Origin of the sequence: Burkholderia stagnalis (assembly GCF_902830275.1) — a bacterium.
Taxonomy (GTDB): Bacteria; Pseudomonadota; Gammaproteobacteria; order Burkholderiales; family Burkholderiaceae; genus Burkholderia; species Burkholderia stagnalis.
Genome location: NZ_CADESW010000010.1, coordinates 121,701 through 140,074, shown reverse-complemented (window position 1 = coordinate 140,074; position 18,374 = coordinate 121,701). Strand labels below are relative to the sequence as shown.

The 18,374-nt window shown below is 56.1% G+C and carries 12 protein-coding genes and 1 pseudogene; 8 read left to right on the top strand and 5 right to left on the bottom strand.

Annotation, left to right across the window (positions count from 1 at the left end; all coding sequences use genetic code 11):
• Together HWY45_RS18930 and HWY45_RS18925 are read left to right on the top strand one after the other, a co-directional pair.
• Positions 1–384, top strand: a complete 384-nt coding sequence (locus tag HWY45_RS18930) for a VOC family protein (protein ID WP_059881733.1) — start codon at positions 1–3, stop codon at positions 382–384.
• A 107-nt stretch (positions 385–491) separates the two neighbouring features.
• Positions 492–1,247: an SDR family NAD(P)-dependent oxidoreductase gene (locus tag HWY45_RS18925; protein WP_059881735.1), complete on the top strand. Its 756-nt coding sequence runs from the start codon at positions 492–494 to the stop codon at positions 1,245–1,247.
• Positions 1,248–1,366: 119 nt separating this feature from the next.
• Here HWY45_RS18925 and HWY45_RS18920 read toward each other — a convergent pair whose 3' ends face one another.
• The 3 genes from HWY45_RS18920 to HWY45_RS18910 all read right to left on the bottom strand — a co-directional run bounded on the left by HWY45_RS18920 (position 1,367) and on the right by HWY45_RS18910 (position 4,720).
• On the bottom strand, positions 1,367–2,920 hold the full coding sequence (locus tag HWY45_RS18920; protein WP_059881737.1) for an MFS transporter: 1,554 nt from the start codon (positions 2,918–2,920) through the stop codon (positions 1,367–1,369).
• 698 nt (positions 2,921–3,618) lie between these two features.
• Positions 3,619–3,876, bottom strand: coding sequence for a hypothetical protein (locus tag HWY45_RS18915; protein WP_230946901.1), 258 nt, complete (start codon positions 3,874–3,876; stop codon positions 3,619–3,621).
• A 268-nt stretch (positions 3,877–4,144) separates the two neighbouring features.
• A complete protein-coding gene (locus HWY45_RS18910) occupies positions 4,145–4,720 on the bottom strand; it encodes a hypothetical protein (RefSeq protein WP_059881740.1) in 576 nt (191 codons plus the stop codon).
• Between the two features lie 501 nt (positions 4,721–5,221).
• Between HWY45_RS18910 and HWY45_RS18905 the strand changes: the two genes are divergently transcribed.
• The 6 genes from HWY45_RS18905 to HWY45_RS18880 all read left to right on the top strand — a co-directional run bounded on the left by HWY45_RS18905 (position 5,222) and on the right by HWY45_RS18880 (position 15,725).
• Positions 5,222–6,919 carry a phage integrase family protein gene (locus HWY45_RS18905; protein WP_059881869.1) on the top strand — a complete coding sequence of 566 codons (1,698 nt, stop codon included), beginning with the start codon at positions 5,222–5,224 and terminating at the stop codon, positions 6,917–6,919.
• 719 nt (positions 6,920–7,638) lie between these two features.
• Positions 7,639–8,529: a TnsA endonuclease C-terminal domain-containing protein gene (locus HWY45_RS18900; protein ID WP_341772955.1), complete on the top strand. Its 891-nt coding sequence runs from the start codon at positions 7,639–7,641 to the stop codon at positions 8,527–8,529.
• A gap of 27 nt (positions 8,530–8,556) precedes the next feature.
• On the top strand, positions 8,557–10,977 hold the full coding sequence (locus HWY45_RS18895) for a DDE-type integrase/transposase/recombinase (protein ID WP_059881742.1): 2,421 nt from the start codon (positions 8,557–8,559) through the stop codon (positions 10,975–10,977).
• Positions 10,978–10,986: 9 nt separating this feature from the next.
• Positions 10,987–12,549 carry an ATP-binding protein gene (locus HWY45_RS18890; protein WP_059881744.1) on the top strand — a complete coding sequence of 521 codons (1,563 nt, stop codon included), beginning with the start codon at positions 10,987–10,989 and terminating at the stop codon, positions 12,547–12,549.
• Between the two features lie 39 nt (positions 12,550–12,588).
• Complete coding sequence (locus tag HWY45_RS18885; protein ID WP_081069759.1) at positions 12,589–14,436, top strand: TnsD family Tn7-like transposition protein; 1,848 nt, start codon at positions 12,589–12,591, stop codon at positions 14,434–14,436.
• 437 nt (positions 14,437–14,873) lie between these two features.
• Positions 14,874–15,725, top strand: coding sequence for a hypothetical protein (locus HWY45_RS18880; protein ID WP_150998175.1), 852 nt, complete (start codon positions 14,874–14,876; stop codon positions 15,723–15,725).
• 389 nt (positions 15,726–16,114) lie between these two features.
• On the opposite strand, the pseudogene HWY45_RS18875 reads toward HWY45_RS18880, so the two are convergent.
• Positions 16,115–16,384: pseudogene (locus tag HWY45_RS18875) on the bottom strand (dihydroxyacetone kinase subunit DhaK); the annotation flags it as partial.
• Positions 16,385–16,867: 483 nt separating this feature from the next.
• Complete coding sequence (locus tag HWY45_RS18870) at positions 16,868–17,815, bottom strand: PLL family lectin (RefSeq protein WP_063895638.1); 948 nt, start codon at positions 17,813–17,815, stop codon at positions 16,868–16,870.
• Between the last annotated feature and the right edge of the window lie 559 nt (positions 17,816–18,374).

Sequence of the window (18,374 nt, the reverse complement as noted above, 5' to 3'; positions counted from 1 at the left end):
ATGTTCAGTCATGTGAATCTGGGAAGCAACGATCTGGAGCGGTCGAAGAAATTCTACGATGCCGTGATGGGCGTGCTCGGCATTGGACCCGCGATATCGGTCAATTTTAATTCGCCGCGCATCTTCTATACGCACGGCGATACGTTACTGACCATTGCCATACCGCTGAATGGCAAACCGGCGCATGGCGCTAATGGCGGAACGATCGGATTTCGTATCGACAGTCCGGACAAGGTCGATGCATGGCATGCCGCAGGCATGGCCAACGGCGGAACGACCTGCGAGGATCCCCCGGGCGTCCGCGACACGCCGGTAGGACACCTTTATCTGGCATATATGCGCGACCCGGACGGCAACAAGCTGTGCGGATTTCATTCGCTGTGACGGACGAAGTGGGTCGCTGCCCCGAACCATCGAATGACGATGAGCGATCCCATGCAAGAACACCATCCACGTCAAGACGGCCCGGTTTCAACGGAGGAGCAGAAACAATGCTGATCAGCAACAAAACGGCAGTGGTAACCGGCGCGGCGGCCGGGATCGGCGCGGCCATCGCCGAACGTCTGGCCGAAGAGGGCGCTCATGTGATTCTGACTGACGTCGACGACGCGCGCGGCAACGAACTTGCAACGCGACTGGTCGACCGCGGCCGGAAGGCGAGCTACCTCCATTGCGACAGCGGCGACCTCGAATCGATCGCCGCGATGACGGCAAGAGCCGTTGCAGAAAACGGCCGCGTCGATGTGCTCGTGAACAACGCGGGCGTGACGCGGAAGATCAAACTGCTCGACTTGACGCCGGCGGATTGGGACTGGATCCAGAACGTCAATACGCGGGGACTGTTCTTCACGATGCAGGGTTTCGCGCGTCACATGGCCGAGGCGGGCGGCGGCGTGATTGTCAACATCGCATCGATTGCGGGCAAGGGCGCGAAGGCCACCTCGAACGCGTCCTATGCGGCTTCCAAGGCCGCGGCGATCGTGATGTCGCGTGTGGCCGCGAACGAACTCGGCGGCAGCGGCATACGGGTGAACGCGGTTTGCCCCGGCGCCACGCGTACCGCGTTGCTCGACGATCTGGAGAAAGCCAATCCGGTCGGTTTTCGCAAGATGCTGGACGACACCGCGCTCGGCCGGTTCGCCAGCCCGCGCGACATAGCCGACGCAGTCCTGTTTCTGGCATCCGATTTGTCGAGCAGCATTACCGGTCAGTCGATCAACGTCGACAACGGCTTGATGTGGGATTAAGTGGCAAGCCGTCATAGGCCGGGCGGCGTGCGATGCTGATTGCGCCGTCGCGCGCCGGCCGGTTCAGATGCTTCGGGATTGAGACTGCGTCGGCCCCGTGTATAAGCCATCTGCATCGCTCACCTGATCTGCCGCTGCACCAACGCGATTGCGCCGCCTACGAGCGCGAGGCCGACTATCATCTCGAAGCCGTCCAGCACGCTCAGGAAGCTTGCCTGATGAGCGATCATCGTCGCCAGTCGGCCCAGCGACAGGCCTCGCGCCGCGTTCGGGTCCAGGCCTTGTGCTTCTAGCGCATGCGTCATCGTTTCAAGCGCGTTCTGGAACGTCGGGTTATACGGGTTGGCGAATTCGACGAGACGCGTGTGATGCACGGCCGTGCGATGCTGATCGACGATGATGAACGTCGCGGTCGACATCGAGTAGGCCATCTGCTTGACGACATTCTTGAAGCGGTACCCGTGCGTGAATTCGTCGTTCGAGAAAATCTGAAATGCGGCGCTCGCCGTCGGCAGCGCGATGAACATCAGCAGGAATCCGCGCAAGACCAATGGCGGCAGAAGCCAACTCGTGCTGACGTCGGGCGGCAGGTTGAGCATCCAGATGCCGATCACGGCCGCCATGATGAAACCCGGGACGATCAGCCATTTGCGCTTGATGAGACGCGAGTACCGGAAATACGCGATCGCCATCGGAATCGCCGCGAGCGACGTAATCCCGACGAGACGGCCGGCATTTTCGACCGGGTAGCCGAGCCCGCCTTGCAACAACCGCGAAACCAGGAAGCCGATCGCATTGCTGATGAAGTAGTAGAAGGCATAGAGCACCATACCTTGCCGGAAGGGCCCCTCACGCAGCGCGTTCAGGCGCACCAGCGGACGCGGATGATGCCACTGTTGCCACGCGAACCAGCCGATCGCCGTCACGCCCGCGACGGTGACCAGCGGCATCAGCGGTGTCGTGCTGAACACTTCGAAGCGCAGTTGCTGCACGACGATCTGCAGCGCGCCCAGTGCAACGGCAAAGACGAGATACGGCCACAGATGCGCGGCGCTGCGCCGCTCGAGCGGACGCCTGCCGATGTGCGGCACGACCAGGAAGGCAAATACCGCGAGCACGGCGCCGCCGACGGTCGAGCACGTGTACAACGCGCGCCAATCGAAGTACGCCACGAGATAACCGCCGGCCATCGGCGCAAGCGCGCTTCCGAGCAGGATCATGATCAAGAAAATGCGCGTCGCGCCGGCGCGATCCTTCGGCGTAAAACCCGTCTGCAACATGATGCGGCAGGTGCCGAGCATCGGTCCGATGAAGTAACCCTGAAAGCCGCGCGCCATCGCGAGCGAAAGCGACGATTCGCTGAGCGAGGCGGCCATCGATCCCGCCGCGAACATCAGCAGGCAGCCGCTCAGGTAGCGCCGGAAGCCGAGACGCTCGATCAGCCACTGCTGTTGCACGATGCCGAGCACGGAAGCGGTCGCATAGGCCGTCGACGACCACACCAATTCGTCCGGCGACGCGTTGATGCCGCCCGCGATATAGCTCGTAAAGAACGAAAAGATCGTGTTGTCGAAGTAGTCGATACCGACCGACAGCGCGATCGCCCAGGGCAGTAGGTCGCTGCGCAAATGTCTGAGCGTGAAGAGGCGGGCGCGGGCGGGTGTGAATTTCATGGCGCGGCGGCCTCGGGCGTCGGCTTAGGAGGCATTTGCCTGTGCACCGATACGGCGGGCGGGAAGGGCAGCGCATGGGGCGCGGTGCCGGTACAAACGTGAGGAGACACCTGAACTCCGGAATGAATCGGATGAAACGCGGGCTGGAAATCAGACGGAACCCATCTTTGATGACGCCACCGGTTGAAGGTCCAGGTGGCGATTTTCATGACGATTGCGCGCATGGCTGCGAGAAGCGGCGGCGTGGTGCCCTCGGTTGCTTTCCGGAAGTTATGACCGGCGTGCCGCAGCGCTACGTGGACAAGGTTCAGGTTGGCGCGACACGGTAGCTGGGCGGCTGGCTGTCGCGGACGCTGACGCTTCGGCGAAATTGGCCGCGGCGGAAATGGCGGCTGCGAAGTGTCATCGACTATCGTTCGGCGCGCCTTCGTCCAGAGACAACGGCGGCGCTCAACGTGCATGTCGAACGATTGCAGCCGTCGCAGATCATCGCCGAGGGACCGTCACAGCGGATTATTCCGGGCGTCACCGGTCGCTATCAATGGATTGCGCTTATGTATTCCGTACTTTGGAATTCATGCGCAAGTCCGCCGACGACGCCGACGGGGCAGCCCGGTAGACCGGAACCGTGCCGGAGGCGCGAAACGATGCAATGCGTGTGCGCTATCCGTGACGCCCATGTGTGCGAGGTCGGAGGGCTATGCCTCTCCAAAGGAAATTCTGAGAAACAGGGTATCCGCCATAGCACCGGTATCATCCGTCGTGCCGCTCAGGATGTCCTCGGCCAACAGGCCCGCCATGCCGACGAGCACCTTCCAGTTCGCAGGTAGCTCGGCAGCGGGAAACCCGTGATTCAACGCAATTGTGCGCATCACCTCAGGGCAGGTGCGGGGACGGAACTGGCCGAGCCACGCGCTCTCATCTGGATTGCCACTCTCGTTTTTCCGTTTTTCCACACGACTGCGTCGCCGGCGCCGCCGAAGCGCTCGTAGAGCATCTTGTGGCCCGCTTCGTGGTATGCGGCGTTTCGGAGCTCTCTGGCAGCGATTTGTTCTTCCGTGAATTGAATCATATCGGTGGTTGTGTTTGGTCCAAGTATGTCAGGTATGTGCGAAGCGGTGGGCGCAATTCCAATCGATGTCAGGGGCGACGCGCAATCCAATCGGCGTGGACGATCGCATTCTCGCGCCCAGCAAACTGTCCCACTGACGAGCCGGACGACGCTCACACCGCGTGCTCCTTCACCACTGCGTCGCGATACACTCGAGCGATGAGCCTCCCCGTCCTCTCGATGTGTCGCCCGGCTGCAGCTTCCTCGATGCAATGCAGCGCATCGAGCGCGCTGTCGCCGCAGACATCGCCGTCTCGCCGCGCGAAATTGAGTTCCTCCATCATTCCATTCCTGGCCAGTTGCGCGGAAAGCCACTCGAACGCGGTGGCTCCGTCGGTCGGTCGCATGTGGACCGGCAACGTCCTCAGCAATTCGGCATTTGCTTCGTCGAACGCGTTGACGCGCACGTATTCCTCGACGTCTGCAAGCAGCCTTGTCGCGCCCCCTGAGGCATGACCGGCGCTATTGATGGTGGCGCGCCAATCGGGAACACACAGCGTGAGCGCCCGGAGAAGGAATGCCACGTTGAAGTCACGCCAGAAGCGCGGGTGGGGTTGATAGACGTATTCGAGCGCGAGCGAAACGGTCGCGGCCGTCAGGTCTGAGGCGCCGAACCGGCAGTCATTCATGAAAGAAACCAGTGCGTCGACGGTTCCAGCGTGAGCTTCTCGAGTTGCTTTGGATTGCATGAGATACGTGCATGAGTGGGGACTTTGCTCGTATAGCTGCAGGCCCGGGGCATGACGGTGCACATGTTCGCTTGCGGTTGAGCCGTTGGGCCGAGTTGGTGCCCCGCGGATACGCCAACCCACATCTGTAGGCCATGCAGCCCATGCGCGGCGGGCTTCTCGAGCAGTTGTAGGCCACGCGCCGCCGCAGGACAATTCCACAGCCCGGCATCACTTGGGCTGGATCCTGGCGCAGCCTGTTATGGCGCGCACGGGCGACGGTACCGGTATTACGCGGCCTGACCGTTTCCCGGCCGCATCCGTCTCAAACCGCGGGGTCAGGGGCGTCGGTTCGGCCCGCGTATCCCGCTTCCCATCCCGCCCGCCGACAGGCTCCCAGCCGTAGACCCAACTTTAGTTGTGCAGGCGGCGATTGAAAGTTGTTCGTCAGTATTGAAGGTATGCCTGACCAGATAAATAACGTTATCAGTCCGTCGCTGATTTTTGCCTAAACTGGTGATCATGAAAACGCGTAAGGACACGTCGGTCAGCGATACCGGTTCCGACTTCCCGGGGGAGGCGGCGCTGGCCGCATTGCGCGGCTGGTACGCCGGCCTGGATGCGCGGACCGCCGTTGCTCGCTATCTTGGTGACCGTCGGCAAGCCGGTGTCTCGTCGCGCGGTATCCTCGGTCGTATCCGTCGGCAACTCGTCGCGTTCGCCGTACAGCGTTACCGCGAGGACCTGGCTGCCGTCTTCGTTGAGCGCTCGTCGAAAGCGTCGGCCGATGACGTGACCCGTGCGATCGAATCGCTGCGCAACCTGTCTATGCCGACGCCGGCGATCACCGACGCGCTCGAAGTGTGGTTCCCGCCGCGCATCGTCGCGGTGCTGCACGCGCATGGCATCCGGACGCTGGCCGATCTAACTGTGCGGATTCCCCGGCGCCGCCGTTGGTGGGCAGCCATCGCAGGACTCGGTGTTGCCGGCGGGCGTCGCATCGAGGCATTCTTCGCCGCGCATCCGGCGCTGGCCGAACGGGCGCGAGCGCTGATTGTCGCTGCGCCGATCAGCAATATCGTGCCGTGGGAGCAACTGCGCGTGCCGCACGACGTTGACGGCTCTCAAGGGCAGTTCCGGGCGCCGCAGGCTGCCTGTCTCTTGAATGCGTCGAACGACTACGAGGCGATCCAGTCCTGGCTAGCGCTGCATGAGTCGGTTGCCACGCAGCGTGCCTATCGCAAGGAGGCGGAGCGGCTGATTCTGTGGGCGATCGTCGAGCGCGGTCGTGCGCTGTCGTCGCTGAACACCAACGACGCAATCGCGTACCGGGGCTTCTTGCGAAAGCCCACACCGCGCGAGCGTTGGGTCGGCCCGTCTCGGCAACGGCACAGTGTCGAATGGCGACCGTTCACCGGCCCGCTCTCGGCGCGCTCAGCGGCATACGCACTGAACGTCCTATCGGCGCTGTTTCGCTGGCTGGTCGAACAGCGCTACGTGCTCGCGAATCCGTTCGCCGGCGTCAAGGTCAAGAGCCAAGCGCAGCGTGCGGGATTGGACGTGTCCCGTGGCTTCTCGGAAGGCGAGTGGCTGCTGATCCGCACGCTTGCCGACGGCCTCGAGTGGTCATACGGCTGGAGCGTGCCGGCCGCGCGGCGCCTGCGGTTCCTGCTGGACTTCGGCTACGCCACCGGTCTACGCGCGAGCGAACTGGTCGGCGCAACGCTCGGCGACGTCCGTCGCGACGAGCACGGCAATCACTGGCTGCATGTGCTCGGCAAGGGCGGAAAGCTGGGCAAGGTGGCGTTACCATCGCTCGCTCGGACCGCGCTTGACCAATATCTCATTCAGCGCGGGCTGCCGGTCACGCCGAGTCGCTGGAACCCGGCGATACCGTTGGTTGCGAGCCTCGATGAGCACGACGCTGGCATTGAAAGTACGAGGCTTTGGCGTGTGCTGCGGCGGTTCTTCATGCTGGTCGCCGACGCGATTCAGGACGAGCGGCCAGCGACGGCAGAGAAGCTGCGCCGCGCGAGCCCCCATTGGATGCGCCACACGCATGCGTCACACGCGCTGGCGCGTGGGGCTGAGTTGCTCATGGTCCGCGACAACCTCCGCCACGCGTCAATCTCGACGACGTCAATCTATCTGCATAGTGACGAGGTGCAGCGAGCCCGGCAGTTCGATCAGGCGTTCGCCATGGACAAATTTAAGCGGTGACTCCCCGATAACCCTCGATCTCGCACCGGGGGCCGTGGATAAGCATATTCATATGTGCGATTCAGTCTCTAATTTGAGGTGCAGTAGGAGGGGGTTTCTAAGTTGTTTATTAAAAAATATTGTCAGTCGGAGTAATATTTTTGTGCGTCGCAAAATCTTTATTTTGTGGCGCAACATGCCATCTATTTCGCCGTGCGTGAGCGATTATATTGGAATATAGTCCCCTATTTGTTTTGTTGGTTTATGATGGGTATTGAATTTCGTGGTAGATGTAACGGCGTCACATTTAAATATTTGGGAAGGGGGCAATTTCGCCGACATGAAGCTGTGAATAAAAAGTTGATGGCAGGTAGTGTTGGATGAAATTTGCGTATCGTCAACATCGACACGAAAGTTAACTTCATGAAAAGCCTCAGCCAGCTTGGGGGGGCGACAAAAAAGCGAATTGCGGTATATCAAACGGGTAGAGGTAAGTGCGAATTATCGTCCCACGACGTTGACCGGCACTCGTCCCTGCTCAAGCAAATCGCACTCGTTAACTAAGGAGTGTCGCCAGCAGAGCGTACCGTCCATTGAGATCCTTGTGTCTGCGTGTTCTGGCAGGGCGTTGATCCGATATATGTGCAAGCTCGTGTGGCCTTCGAAGCAAGTGCAGCATTTTTCGAGCTTGAAAAGCGCGAAGCTCGACGTAGACTCCGTTCCGGATTCTACGAGCTGGCATGACTCCGTCGCGGGCTTGTAAGCATAGAGTTGAATCGGAGCGCAGGAGGATCATCATGAGTTCCGGAACGCTGGCGATGCGAAAGGGTACGTTGGCTCGAAAGCTCGCGGAGCAGGCACGTGCGAACAGGATCGGAGAGTACCGGCGCTGGATTCATACGAGAGACATGCCTGGCTCAGGTGTCAAAACACGGCTGTTCTGTGAGAAGGCGCCAGCAGACGAAGTCCATCTTATGTCTGAGGCCGAGCATGCTGTCTTTCTAGAGGCCTGGTGGCGCTCCGATGTCGTTGCAATACTTGAGCAGTACGCGCTCAATCGGGACAAGACGCAGCGCGCTGCTGCTGAGCTCAACATCGATCATCCAACATATCGACGGACGGGCGAACCAGCCGTTCTGAGTACCGATCTAGTTCTTCTCGTCCAAAGTGGAAACTCGTACCACCGTGAAGTGCTTTCGGTTAAGGGGGTTTGGCCGCGGGGAATCCGTCCGTTGACACGCTCCCAGGAAATTGAACGGAGGACGTGGGAGAACGAGGGAGCGAGATACAAGGCGGTGGCAGTCTATGGCATGCACGCAGACAGGTCGAAGAACCTGGCGTGGATCTTCCGTGCGGCCAACGACATGCTGGGGCGCGATCTTAGCGAAGCAGAATCGACCGCGCAACGAGCCCTGTATCAGCTTGTTCGACGTCGCCCATCGATGTCGGTGATGGAGGCGTGTCGTGAAGTTGACCGATCGCTTGCTATCCCTGTCGGGTCGGGAGTAAGGGCATTCCGGCAGCTAGCGGCAACGAAGCGTATTTGCTTCGACTTGGATACCGTAGACCCACTCGGAATTCGGCTTGCAGAGGTTCAAACGTCGACGACAGGGATGTCTCGCAGACGCTGAGTCCTCGTCGTACGCAAGGAGGTTGCCATGTCGCCGAAGGATACATTTCAGACCGAAATTGCGGTCGGGGACGTGCTCAAGGAGCGTAACGGCGAGCACATATATATTGTCCTGAAGACTGGCGCTGGGCAGCGATGGACCCACCTAATCGATACAGAGTATCAACAGAAGTCCACTGCAAACCACCACGCTCAACCATTCCAACTTAAGACTGACGAGGTGCTGCTCAGACTGTCTCCAAACGTGGAGGCCGAGCTTGCGCTCGAGAAGCTACCAGGATTGCCTGTCATCGTCTCCGAACGGAGACGTGAGCTCCCCTTTGTGAAGTCAAGGCGGTCTGAAAAGTATCGCGCGATAGTCGAGGATCCAACTCTCTCGAAGGGCTTGAAGCTGATTGAGGCGTTGCTCACGTTCGATCAACCACTTCGTGACGATGGCTCGCACGCGCCGTGTTCCATCCACGGTGATGCTTTCGAAGAGCTGCTCCATCGCGAAACGCGCGCTAAGCGTATCTCACGCTGCGCAGAAGTCGTGCACGTCTCGCAGGACACGCTGTACCGAGTTGTCAGGCGTTTTTTTCAGCGTGGAATGATACCGGCTGCGGCTGCAGACGACTACGACCTATGCGGAGGGCGAGGCAAGCCGCGCAACTGGAAACGACGTCCGGGACGTACTGCGACGAAACGGTTGCTTAGTGCCTCAGCCAGAAACGATGAGGTTCAGCGCTTGCTTCAACTGACGGCCGACTACTATTTATCGTTTGAATATGCGAAGGGAAAGAGAGCTCAGAAAACGATGGAAGCGGCTCTGGACTGGATGCGCGCCACGTTTCTTTGTGACCGAGTCGTCTATAACGAGCGACGGGAGATGATCGAGCTGACGCTTAGTCGAAGGATTGTGCTTACGCGCCGACAGCTACAGTATTACATCCAGCAGAATTACCCGTACGAAGTTCGGAGAGTTCGTCAGGCCGGGAAGAAGAGATACACGCTTCACGAGCGACCGCTGACCGGTAAATTAAGAAACTCCCGGGGGCCTGGTGAGAGATTTCATATCGACGCGACGATCGTCGACCTGTATCTCGTCGGAAATATTCTTAGAACAACAGTTATCGGAAGGCCAACGCTCTACTTGGTTATTGACGACTACAGCGCGCTCGTTGTGGGGTTTTATGTGACCTTCGATCCACCGAGCTGGAACGGTGCGATGATGGCGCTCGTCAATGCTGTTTCACCGAAGGTGGAGTTCTGCCGATCGCTAGGTGTCGATATCACGGAGAGTCAATGGCCTGCTCATCATCTATGCGAGGTATTGTATGCAGATCAAGGGGAGGTGAGCAGTGTCCATAAGGCATGTTCGCTGATCAAAGACTTTCGAGTCGAGCTTGCGAACGCACCAGCATACCGCCCGGACTTGCGCAGCGTGATGGAGCGGCGGTTTGGCATCGTTCCGGCGATTTGGAGTTCGTTGGTACCCGGGATTGTGGAGAAAGACTCCCTGGAGCGCGGGGTGGAACATCCTGCCTATCAGGCTGCGCTCAACATACGCGAGCTGCGGCGAGTCATTCTTCGTGCCGTATTGAGTTACAACCGACATCCGATTCGCGGATATCCAACTCCTCCCGAAATGGTGGAGGCCGGGCACGCACCCAGTCCGTTGGATCTATGGACGTACGGTCTGGAAACGAACGGGTACGGGCGGCACATAGATATTGCGGATTTCCGCGCAAAGGTCATGCAGTCCGTGAAAGTACCCATCGACGGATACGGCATTCATCACAAGGGGCTGCACTACACATGCTCAGATTTGTCGATTGTTGAACGGCAAGCGATGCATCGCGGTAGAAGCAAGGCCGATTCGACCGTTGAGATTTGCTTCGACTCCGCCGACGACAGCAGCATCGATCTGCTCGGGTTGGGCACGCCAATTTCACGTCCGTTGATAGAGGGCGAGCGAGACAAATTCGCGGGCCTAACGTATCGGGAGTTGGAGATCTACCGAGACCTGAACTCAAAAAATGTTGCCATGGCCCATGAGGCGGGAGAGGCTGATAGAGCCATGACAGCTTACAACATTGCGAAGATGGGCCGTGATGCAGTTGCAGAGACGAAGGTCGCATTGAAGGCCTCCGGGATGCGGCGCCCGGATATCACGCATATGGAAGAAATGCGTCAGGCCGAACGTTCGATTGAGAGTCGAGCTGGGACAACCAAACCAAAGCAAGTGCAACCTCAGGCGTCTCGCAACGTGTCAAACGAGGTTTCGAGGGAAAATGATCTTGGTATGCCGTCAAGGGCGATGCGAGGAGAGAGCTACGACAGTGAAGGCGACGTGAGCAAAGGGCAGAGCACTGATAGTACCTTGCATACGTGCGGAAACGCTCGGCAGCGCATCAAGGAACTGCGTGAGAAACGTGCCCGTGCGTTGCTGGACGCGCTTGACGAGTAGGAGCGGGAAATGAACACAGCCGCGGTGCCTGAGGAGGCGGTTGTTAGGCGCAACAATGCCGCCGTATATACGCCAGAGATGCCATGCCAGGAGATCCTCGAGGCGAAATATTACCAAGGTGACGACCTACCCCTAGAGTACAAGAGCAATCCGCTCATCTCGGCGTTAGGGCCGTTGTGGGACAGCAAATCGATGATGCGGTCGCTCTCCGTGCCAGTTGCCTCATCAATCTCAGAGCGTTCTCGATCAGAAGAATATCGCTTGCATGTCATTGGTCGTTTATCAGGATTGGTTGTTCCAGTGCCTGCAAGTTTGGAAATTTGCCATCTGGTACAAATGATTATCCGACAAAATTATGTTGGGCAAAGTGTGTTCGTAGATAGTGCTGAAGGGACTAAGGATAGATATAGGGCGGTGAACGAGGGTAAGCTGATTCCTGTATATGATCACGCGCGAACGCATGCATATTGCGCGGGAATATTTGGATTGTCAGGTGCAGGGAAGTCAAATGTGATCGAGGATGCTCTCAGATTCATGCCGAGGGTAATCAATCACGTGAAGTACGGAGTGACACAGGTTGTGGTGATTAAGGTTGATTGCCCTACTAGTGCAAGTCTGAAAGATATAATAAAGAGAGTGATACGTGAATATGATAGATTGCTTGGTTTGAAATATTTGGATCATATATGGAGAGGAGCGACAGTTATAGACCTTGCAAATCTCCTGTATCGCATTGCTAGGCGGCATCGGACCGGGTTGATTGTCATTGATGAGCTTCAAAATGCACTCCGGGCTGTTGAAAGAAGTGATCCGTTATTCGACTTCTTTGTTGGTCTGACTAATGGAGGCGGCATACCTGTTATCGTTATCGGTACGCCAAAATCCGAGCGCTTGTTCAGAAAAACTCTCCGATCTGCACGGCGGATTAGTAGTCACGGCGTGATTCAGTGGAACGGCATGCGTGATGAGCGGGAGTGGAATCGGCTATGCGACCAGCTGGAGAAATATCAGTGGCTAGCCAATGCAAGGCCGCTATCTCCAGATATAAGGAAAGAATTTTATTTTAGAACCCAAGGGTTGCCAGGTATTGCCATCCCCTTGTATCAGCTCGCCCAATACAGTGCCATATACACCGGAATCGAGGAAATTACAAAGGATATAATTCGTGATGTATCTGAGGAGAGGATGGCTTCCTTGACGCCGATGCTTGAAGCGATTCGTTCTAACAATAAAGCAAGGATGGCTCAATACGAAGATCTGTTGGGCGATTCGTTGAAGGATATTGTCGCGATGATGGAGGCGCAGGCCAAGCGGCACATGTACTTCGAGAATGCTATGCAGCATGACCGGGAGGAGTCTGCAATAGATGCAGTCTCGAGGTTGCTGCTGTTAAATATGTCAGAGGAGGTTGCATCAAATCTAGTTGACGTCGTGCAAAAAGAGCTTCCCGCTGCTTCAACAGAAGAGCTATGTGCCGAAGCTATTCGGCGTTTCTATAGCCAGCAACCCCCGAAAAGATCGTCTAGCAGCAGAAGGGACAAGACCTCGACGGTAGCCGATCGACTCAATTGAGTTATATATCTGACCACATTTTTCATTAAGAGATCTCCGGTGTCGGTTGCACTCTTCCCTCTTCGAGATAACGAAACGCTCGAAAGCAATTTTGGGCGATATGCGGAATTCTTTGGGCTCAAGTCCACGAGATGGTTGAGAATGCAACTTTTCGGTTATATTGGAAAACCAGGTATAAAGTTGCCAAATTCTATATCCAGACTTGCCGAGGAGGCACGTGATTATTGGCGAATCAGTGCTGAAGATGTAGTTAAAAAACATACAGAATACTTGTATGCGACAAGGATCGCCTCACCGTCCCTGCGAGAGGAGGTTCTCCGTAATATGTTGCATCCGCCAGAAAGGAGCTTATGTGGCAGGGTGAGCGCCTACGGACAGAGGCGTGAGCGCATTTCAGGGTTGCGATATTGTGAGGAGTGTCTGGCGCAATGGAGGGGTAAGCGTGTTGAGGCATATTGGAAAGTAAATCATCAGTTGCCTGGAGTATTCTACTGCGATGAGCACGGGATTGCGCTGAGGGCGGTCGATCAAAACTTAGTTGATTATGATTTTGGGATAACCATTGGGCGATGCGTGGGCGCACTTGATCGTGTGATTATTCAGCCAGCCTCTGAATCGGAGTCGAGGGCAGTTCTGGATATTGCGAGGCTGAGTGTTGATCAAAGGAGATTCGACGAAAACATTCCGCTGTCACGAAAGTATCGTGACATGCTTCAAAGCGGTGGTTTTTCGAAGACGAAGTTAACCATTAACAGAGGGGCCCTTGTTTCCGAGTGGTTGGCGTACTTTGGCCCGGAATACTGTCACCTCACGGGAATAAGCGCGCGACGAATTGTGACTTGGCTATGTAATATTGAGGAAAATTCAGCCATAGAAAGATTTTCCCATCCGTTCATGTACGTTGCTGCTGAATCATTCCTCAAAAATCGAATTTTATCTATCGGATCATTTGTGCCTGCTCATCGGAGGAAACTAATTCCGGTGAAGTTCAGGGGTGGAAATCCACCATGTTTTGAACTTCCCCCGTGCGTCGGAGCATTGCATCAAGGTGACGACGTCTATAAAGTGTCGGGGTACTTAATCAGGTCTGGTGGTTGGAAGGTGGTATGTTCGTGTGGGGTATCGTATAGGGTTCTGAATGTATGTGTAAGCGAAGCGGCGACAATGATTCCGTTCGCATACGGGGTGCGATATCGCACGAAATTCGCAGAGTTGTTAAAGAGCGGGTGGACTCCCAAAAAAGCGGCGAGCGAACTTCATCTTGGCGCGACAACAGGATGGTCATGGGCTCGTAAAAGCAAGCCCAAGCACCGCGGGCCGATATCCACGGTGGAAATTAAAAATAATCGATCTGAGTGGCGCATTCTCGTTGACAGCGCCCCGCGTACGATGCGTATAACGTCAGCCCAGCGCGCGAACCCAAGGCTATATGATTTATTGAATAAAAATGATCACGTATGGTTTTCGAAATTCAATCGAAGTCATCGATCGTGGAGAACCGAGGCGCTATTTCATGTAAACGGGATAGATTTGGAGGGGGAAAGGGTTCGAAAAGCATGGGCAGAAATCATGCAGATGGAACCCCCTGTACGTGCGACTCGGACTGCTATTCTCGACAGGGCAGGTTTGCCTTTGCACCTGGCTTCTGAGACTCACGCCCTGTCTCCACTTTGGGCCGAATTGGCCGAAACGCGCGAGGCCCATCGGGAAAGAGTTGTTTCATGGTTATGCACGTTTTCGACGAAACATCATATGCGAAGAGGTAATATTGCGATCAATAATGCGATTCGAGGAACTGGATTAAACATGCGAAGCTTTACGGGTGAGCAGAAGGTTCGGATTCGGGAATCTGTATTAAAGAAATCCAAAGAAATTATACGTGGGTAGTTAGTTATATTTTTTAGGGTGAACGCTTTGCATATAAAATTCATCCTTTCGGCATGGCTTGCGCTTGACTCGATATGTAAATATTTCTATTTTCATCGGGAGCGTCGGTGGCGCAGATATTATGGTTTTACTGGAGATATTTTTCGATGGTTTGGTGCGATTGAGTCCACAATCTTCACCGAATCTCCGGTCGGAGCCTGGGAAGACTGTCTTAAGCTGCAGGGGGCGTCGTTTACCGAAGCGTCGAAATGAACTATCCTGCTATCAATTGGCTATACGAAGACAGTCTCCTCTGGATCGGTTGTAAGGACGACGAGTGCGGACGAGATGGTGTAAATACGGAAAGTGTTTTTCGAGCGCCACGTGGCACTACTTCCACATCGAAGGATGCGATTTCGCGTTGAAAGGCGCAATCCTCACAAAGAACATCGGCAATCTTGCAGCAACTTGAAACCTACGCCCATTTTCAATGCCCTAGCTGTGGAGCTCACAGTTCCGACACGATAATTCTTCGGATTCCGTCTCCTTGCGGAACGAATTGTCCATCGGAATTCTATGACGGGGATCAACCGGCGGAATTGGCGTGCCGATACTGCGGAAAGTCGTTCGAGGCAGATGTTTATCTGAAGGCGGATACTTGCGTAGTCGAGCTTCAAGATCATCCGAGAACATATGTCGAGGCCGGCGAATTGCGTTGCCACGAGTCCAAATCTTGGGCGATCTGGGATGATATACCAGTTAACCCGTTTGATATTTATCTCGACTCGTATCATCAAATGCACGATTTATTGCTGGTGCATGGTGAGGAGGATGGTGGTGATATCGTAAATCGCATGATTTTCGTGCAACAGATGAGTGCCTTCGAGGCGTATCTAGGCGATACATTATTAAGTGAGGTTAAGAAAAGCAAAATTGCGATCACCAATCTCTTGACTCGGGATAGGGTACTTAAGAATGCAAGTTTTACGTTGAGAGAAATATTTGAAAATTCAAATTTCGTGATGGATTGTGTTGTCTCCCACCTGAAGGGGATTGTGTATCATCGTCTCGATACAGTGGATTTCCTGTATAGGGTATCGCTGGACGTGAGGATCTGGCCGGATGATGGAGTTCGAGACGAACTTTTTAGGTCGGTGGAGTTTAGGAATGACTGCGCTCACCGAAATGGCTATGACCGAAATGGTCAGCGGCTTGATGTATTTACACCAAACTATGTCCAGAGAATTTCGGATTGCATGAAGGCGGTGGTCGAGCACATACAGTCGCAGGTAATAAATAGGGTCAAATAATCGCCAGGCTGGATGTGGAGCGAACGGGGGTTGGCGGCCAGAAGTAATGACGAGGGGATTAACTATCCGAAGTTTTGTGGTCGGACGGAAAAATCGGATTCGACAATTGCTTCCGTACGTCGACTTGAGGATAGAATTTGAGATTGGCGTCGATTCAGTGCTTTGTATGGGAAATGCTGCATCGCATGACTATTTTCCTCCAACCTGATATGTCGTGTATTCTCGTTCCCGCATCGGAAGCCGCAGGCGCATACTTTGCGGCTCGGAAAGAAGGGGATTTGACGGCCGGTAACGATAATCGGCAAACATTGCGAGCGTTGAGCCTATGCAATTCCGTCTACTATAAGCGCTTCACCGAGCATTTACCGCAGACTTTGTTGTACGCCCATAGCCAGCACGGCGTCGGTGGACGGCGATGTGAACACTTCGCCGCAGACGGCCGCGCTCAGCATCCCGTCGCCGACGTAGCCGCCGTGCGCGGGCTCGTGGCCGCTGCCGCCGCCGGAGAGGACTGCGACCGCACGCTGCGACGGTTCGGGCAGCGCCTTGCGGACGAGCACGTGCTCGTCGCCGAGGATCGCGAGATGCGGCGACTGCCGCGCGATGCCTTCGAGCATTTCGCGCACGACGTCGGACGGGCGGTTGACAAGTTTTTTCATGGCGATGGTTGCTGGGCGGGTGAGAGGGGTTGGGTCGAATTCGTTCGCGCGTGCGGCGGCTTTCGTGCTTCGGAGGCGGGGGGCGTATCGCCGGGTGCATGCGGCGACGAATGGCTGTCGTCCGGTGCGCGCTTCGCGCCACGATACCATCAGGCTCGGAAATCCTTTGCTTTGTCAAAGGCGGTGATCAGGTCGACGGCGCCTCGACGGTGTGCAAATTGCTGGCCAATTTGCCACCGATTGCAGCATCGGGGCGTCAGTGCGTCAGGAAAGTAAGCGTGTTGGAAATGATCGCAGGACGCGGTCGACACGCGCCTGGTGCGGGGCCGTCGTACCCGCATCTAAGGGTCGTCAATGTTCGACCAGGCGGAGGGCTTGAATTTGATTGCGCTGATCGCGCGTATTGCGTCGGCCGATAGCCAACTGCAGCTATCGGCCGTATGCGTGACTGACCGCGTGTGCGGACTCGCAAGCGGGCGACGATCAGCGCAATTGCTCTGTCGTTGACGCATTGGGGACCGTTTGCTGCGTACCCCAAGAGGCTCCGTTGAATGACTTGTAATGAATGCTGGTATTGCTGGCATCTTTGTATGCCAAATATAAATTCTTGTCGAATACCGCCAATGTGACTGGTTCGGTGGTTAGGGAGCCGGAAACTCCGCTGTCGACACCCCAATTTTTTCCGTCGAACGAGTTGTAATAAATCTGGTTGTCGGCGCCGCCACCTTTGTGCGCCATATACAGCTTTCCGTTGAATGACGCTAATGCAACCGGCTGGCTGGTCCAGTCCCGGTCATTGACTTTTTTCGGTTGATCCCAGCTATTCCCGATGAGATCGTATGAAGTGTAGTAAATGCTGTTGTCGCCGACACCCTTGTATGCCAGGTACATCCTGGCATTGAATGTCGCCAGTGCAACCGGCAGGGTGGTTTCGGCGTCATGGACGCCGACATACCCTCCCGATTTCCAGCTCGCCCCGTCGAATGAATGGAAGTAGATGTGTGTGTCGTTGGGGCCCTTGTGCGCCATGTACAGCCTTCCATCGTACGTCACCAATGCAACCGGTTGGCGAGTGCTGTCTCCGGGGACGGTATGTTCCTTGGGATCCCAGTTCGAACCGTCGAATGCCGCGCAATAAATGTTGTTGTTGTCGATGCCGCCTTTGTGCGCCATATACAACTTCCCGCTGAATGTCGCTAATGCAACTGCCTGAGTGGTCCAGAACGCGCCGTTTTTGACTGCTCTCGGCGTGTTCCACCCTTTTCCGTCGAAAGATGTGAGGTAAATGTTGTTGTTGCTACCGGCGCCTTTGTATGCCAGGTATAGTCTCCCATTGAATTCCGCCAATGACGGATAAATCAATGCCTGGGCGGTATCTGAGGAAGTGTCTTGGTTGATTTCTTCGTCAGCAAGCCGATTGTTGTCATTCATGATGTGCCTCTCTCGATTGCTCGGAATATTGGGACGGCCGGCATGTTTGTCACGGCGATTTAAGCCGGTAGCGTGGCATTTCAAAATTCACGCGCACTAAGCGTAGTCCCACTTATGCGGTAGATCTATTACACCCGATTACGCACCTGCGTCATCTGGGCGCGGCCCGATTCGATGGCGCTTGTGAAGTTCGACGATTTCGATGCGCAGCCCTCGCGAGCTGCGCCTCGGCCCGCAGCGGCTTGGCACGCCCCGTAGTGAAAGGGCGGCATCAAGCGTTATTTGCATTTATTGCCGGACCTACCCGGGCCGCCGCTGCATGCCACCGCCCCCCGCTAGTTTTGCCTCGCCAAACCCTAAATGGCTGTAAACTCTCCTTTTTTGCCGCCACGCCCCAACATTCCAGATGTCCCAATCCCCCAAAGTAGGGTTCGTATCCCTCGGGTGCCCGAAAGATGCTAGAAATATACAGCTGTTGGAGCCCGCCTCGACCATTGCGAATGCAGCAGGGAATAGTGTGGAAATTTGTGTGGCGACCGAAAGAATTACTAAGGCGTCC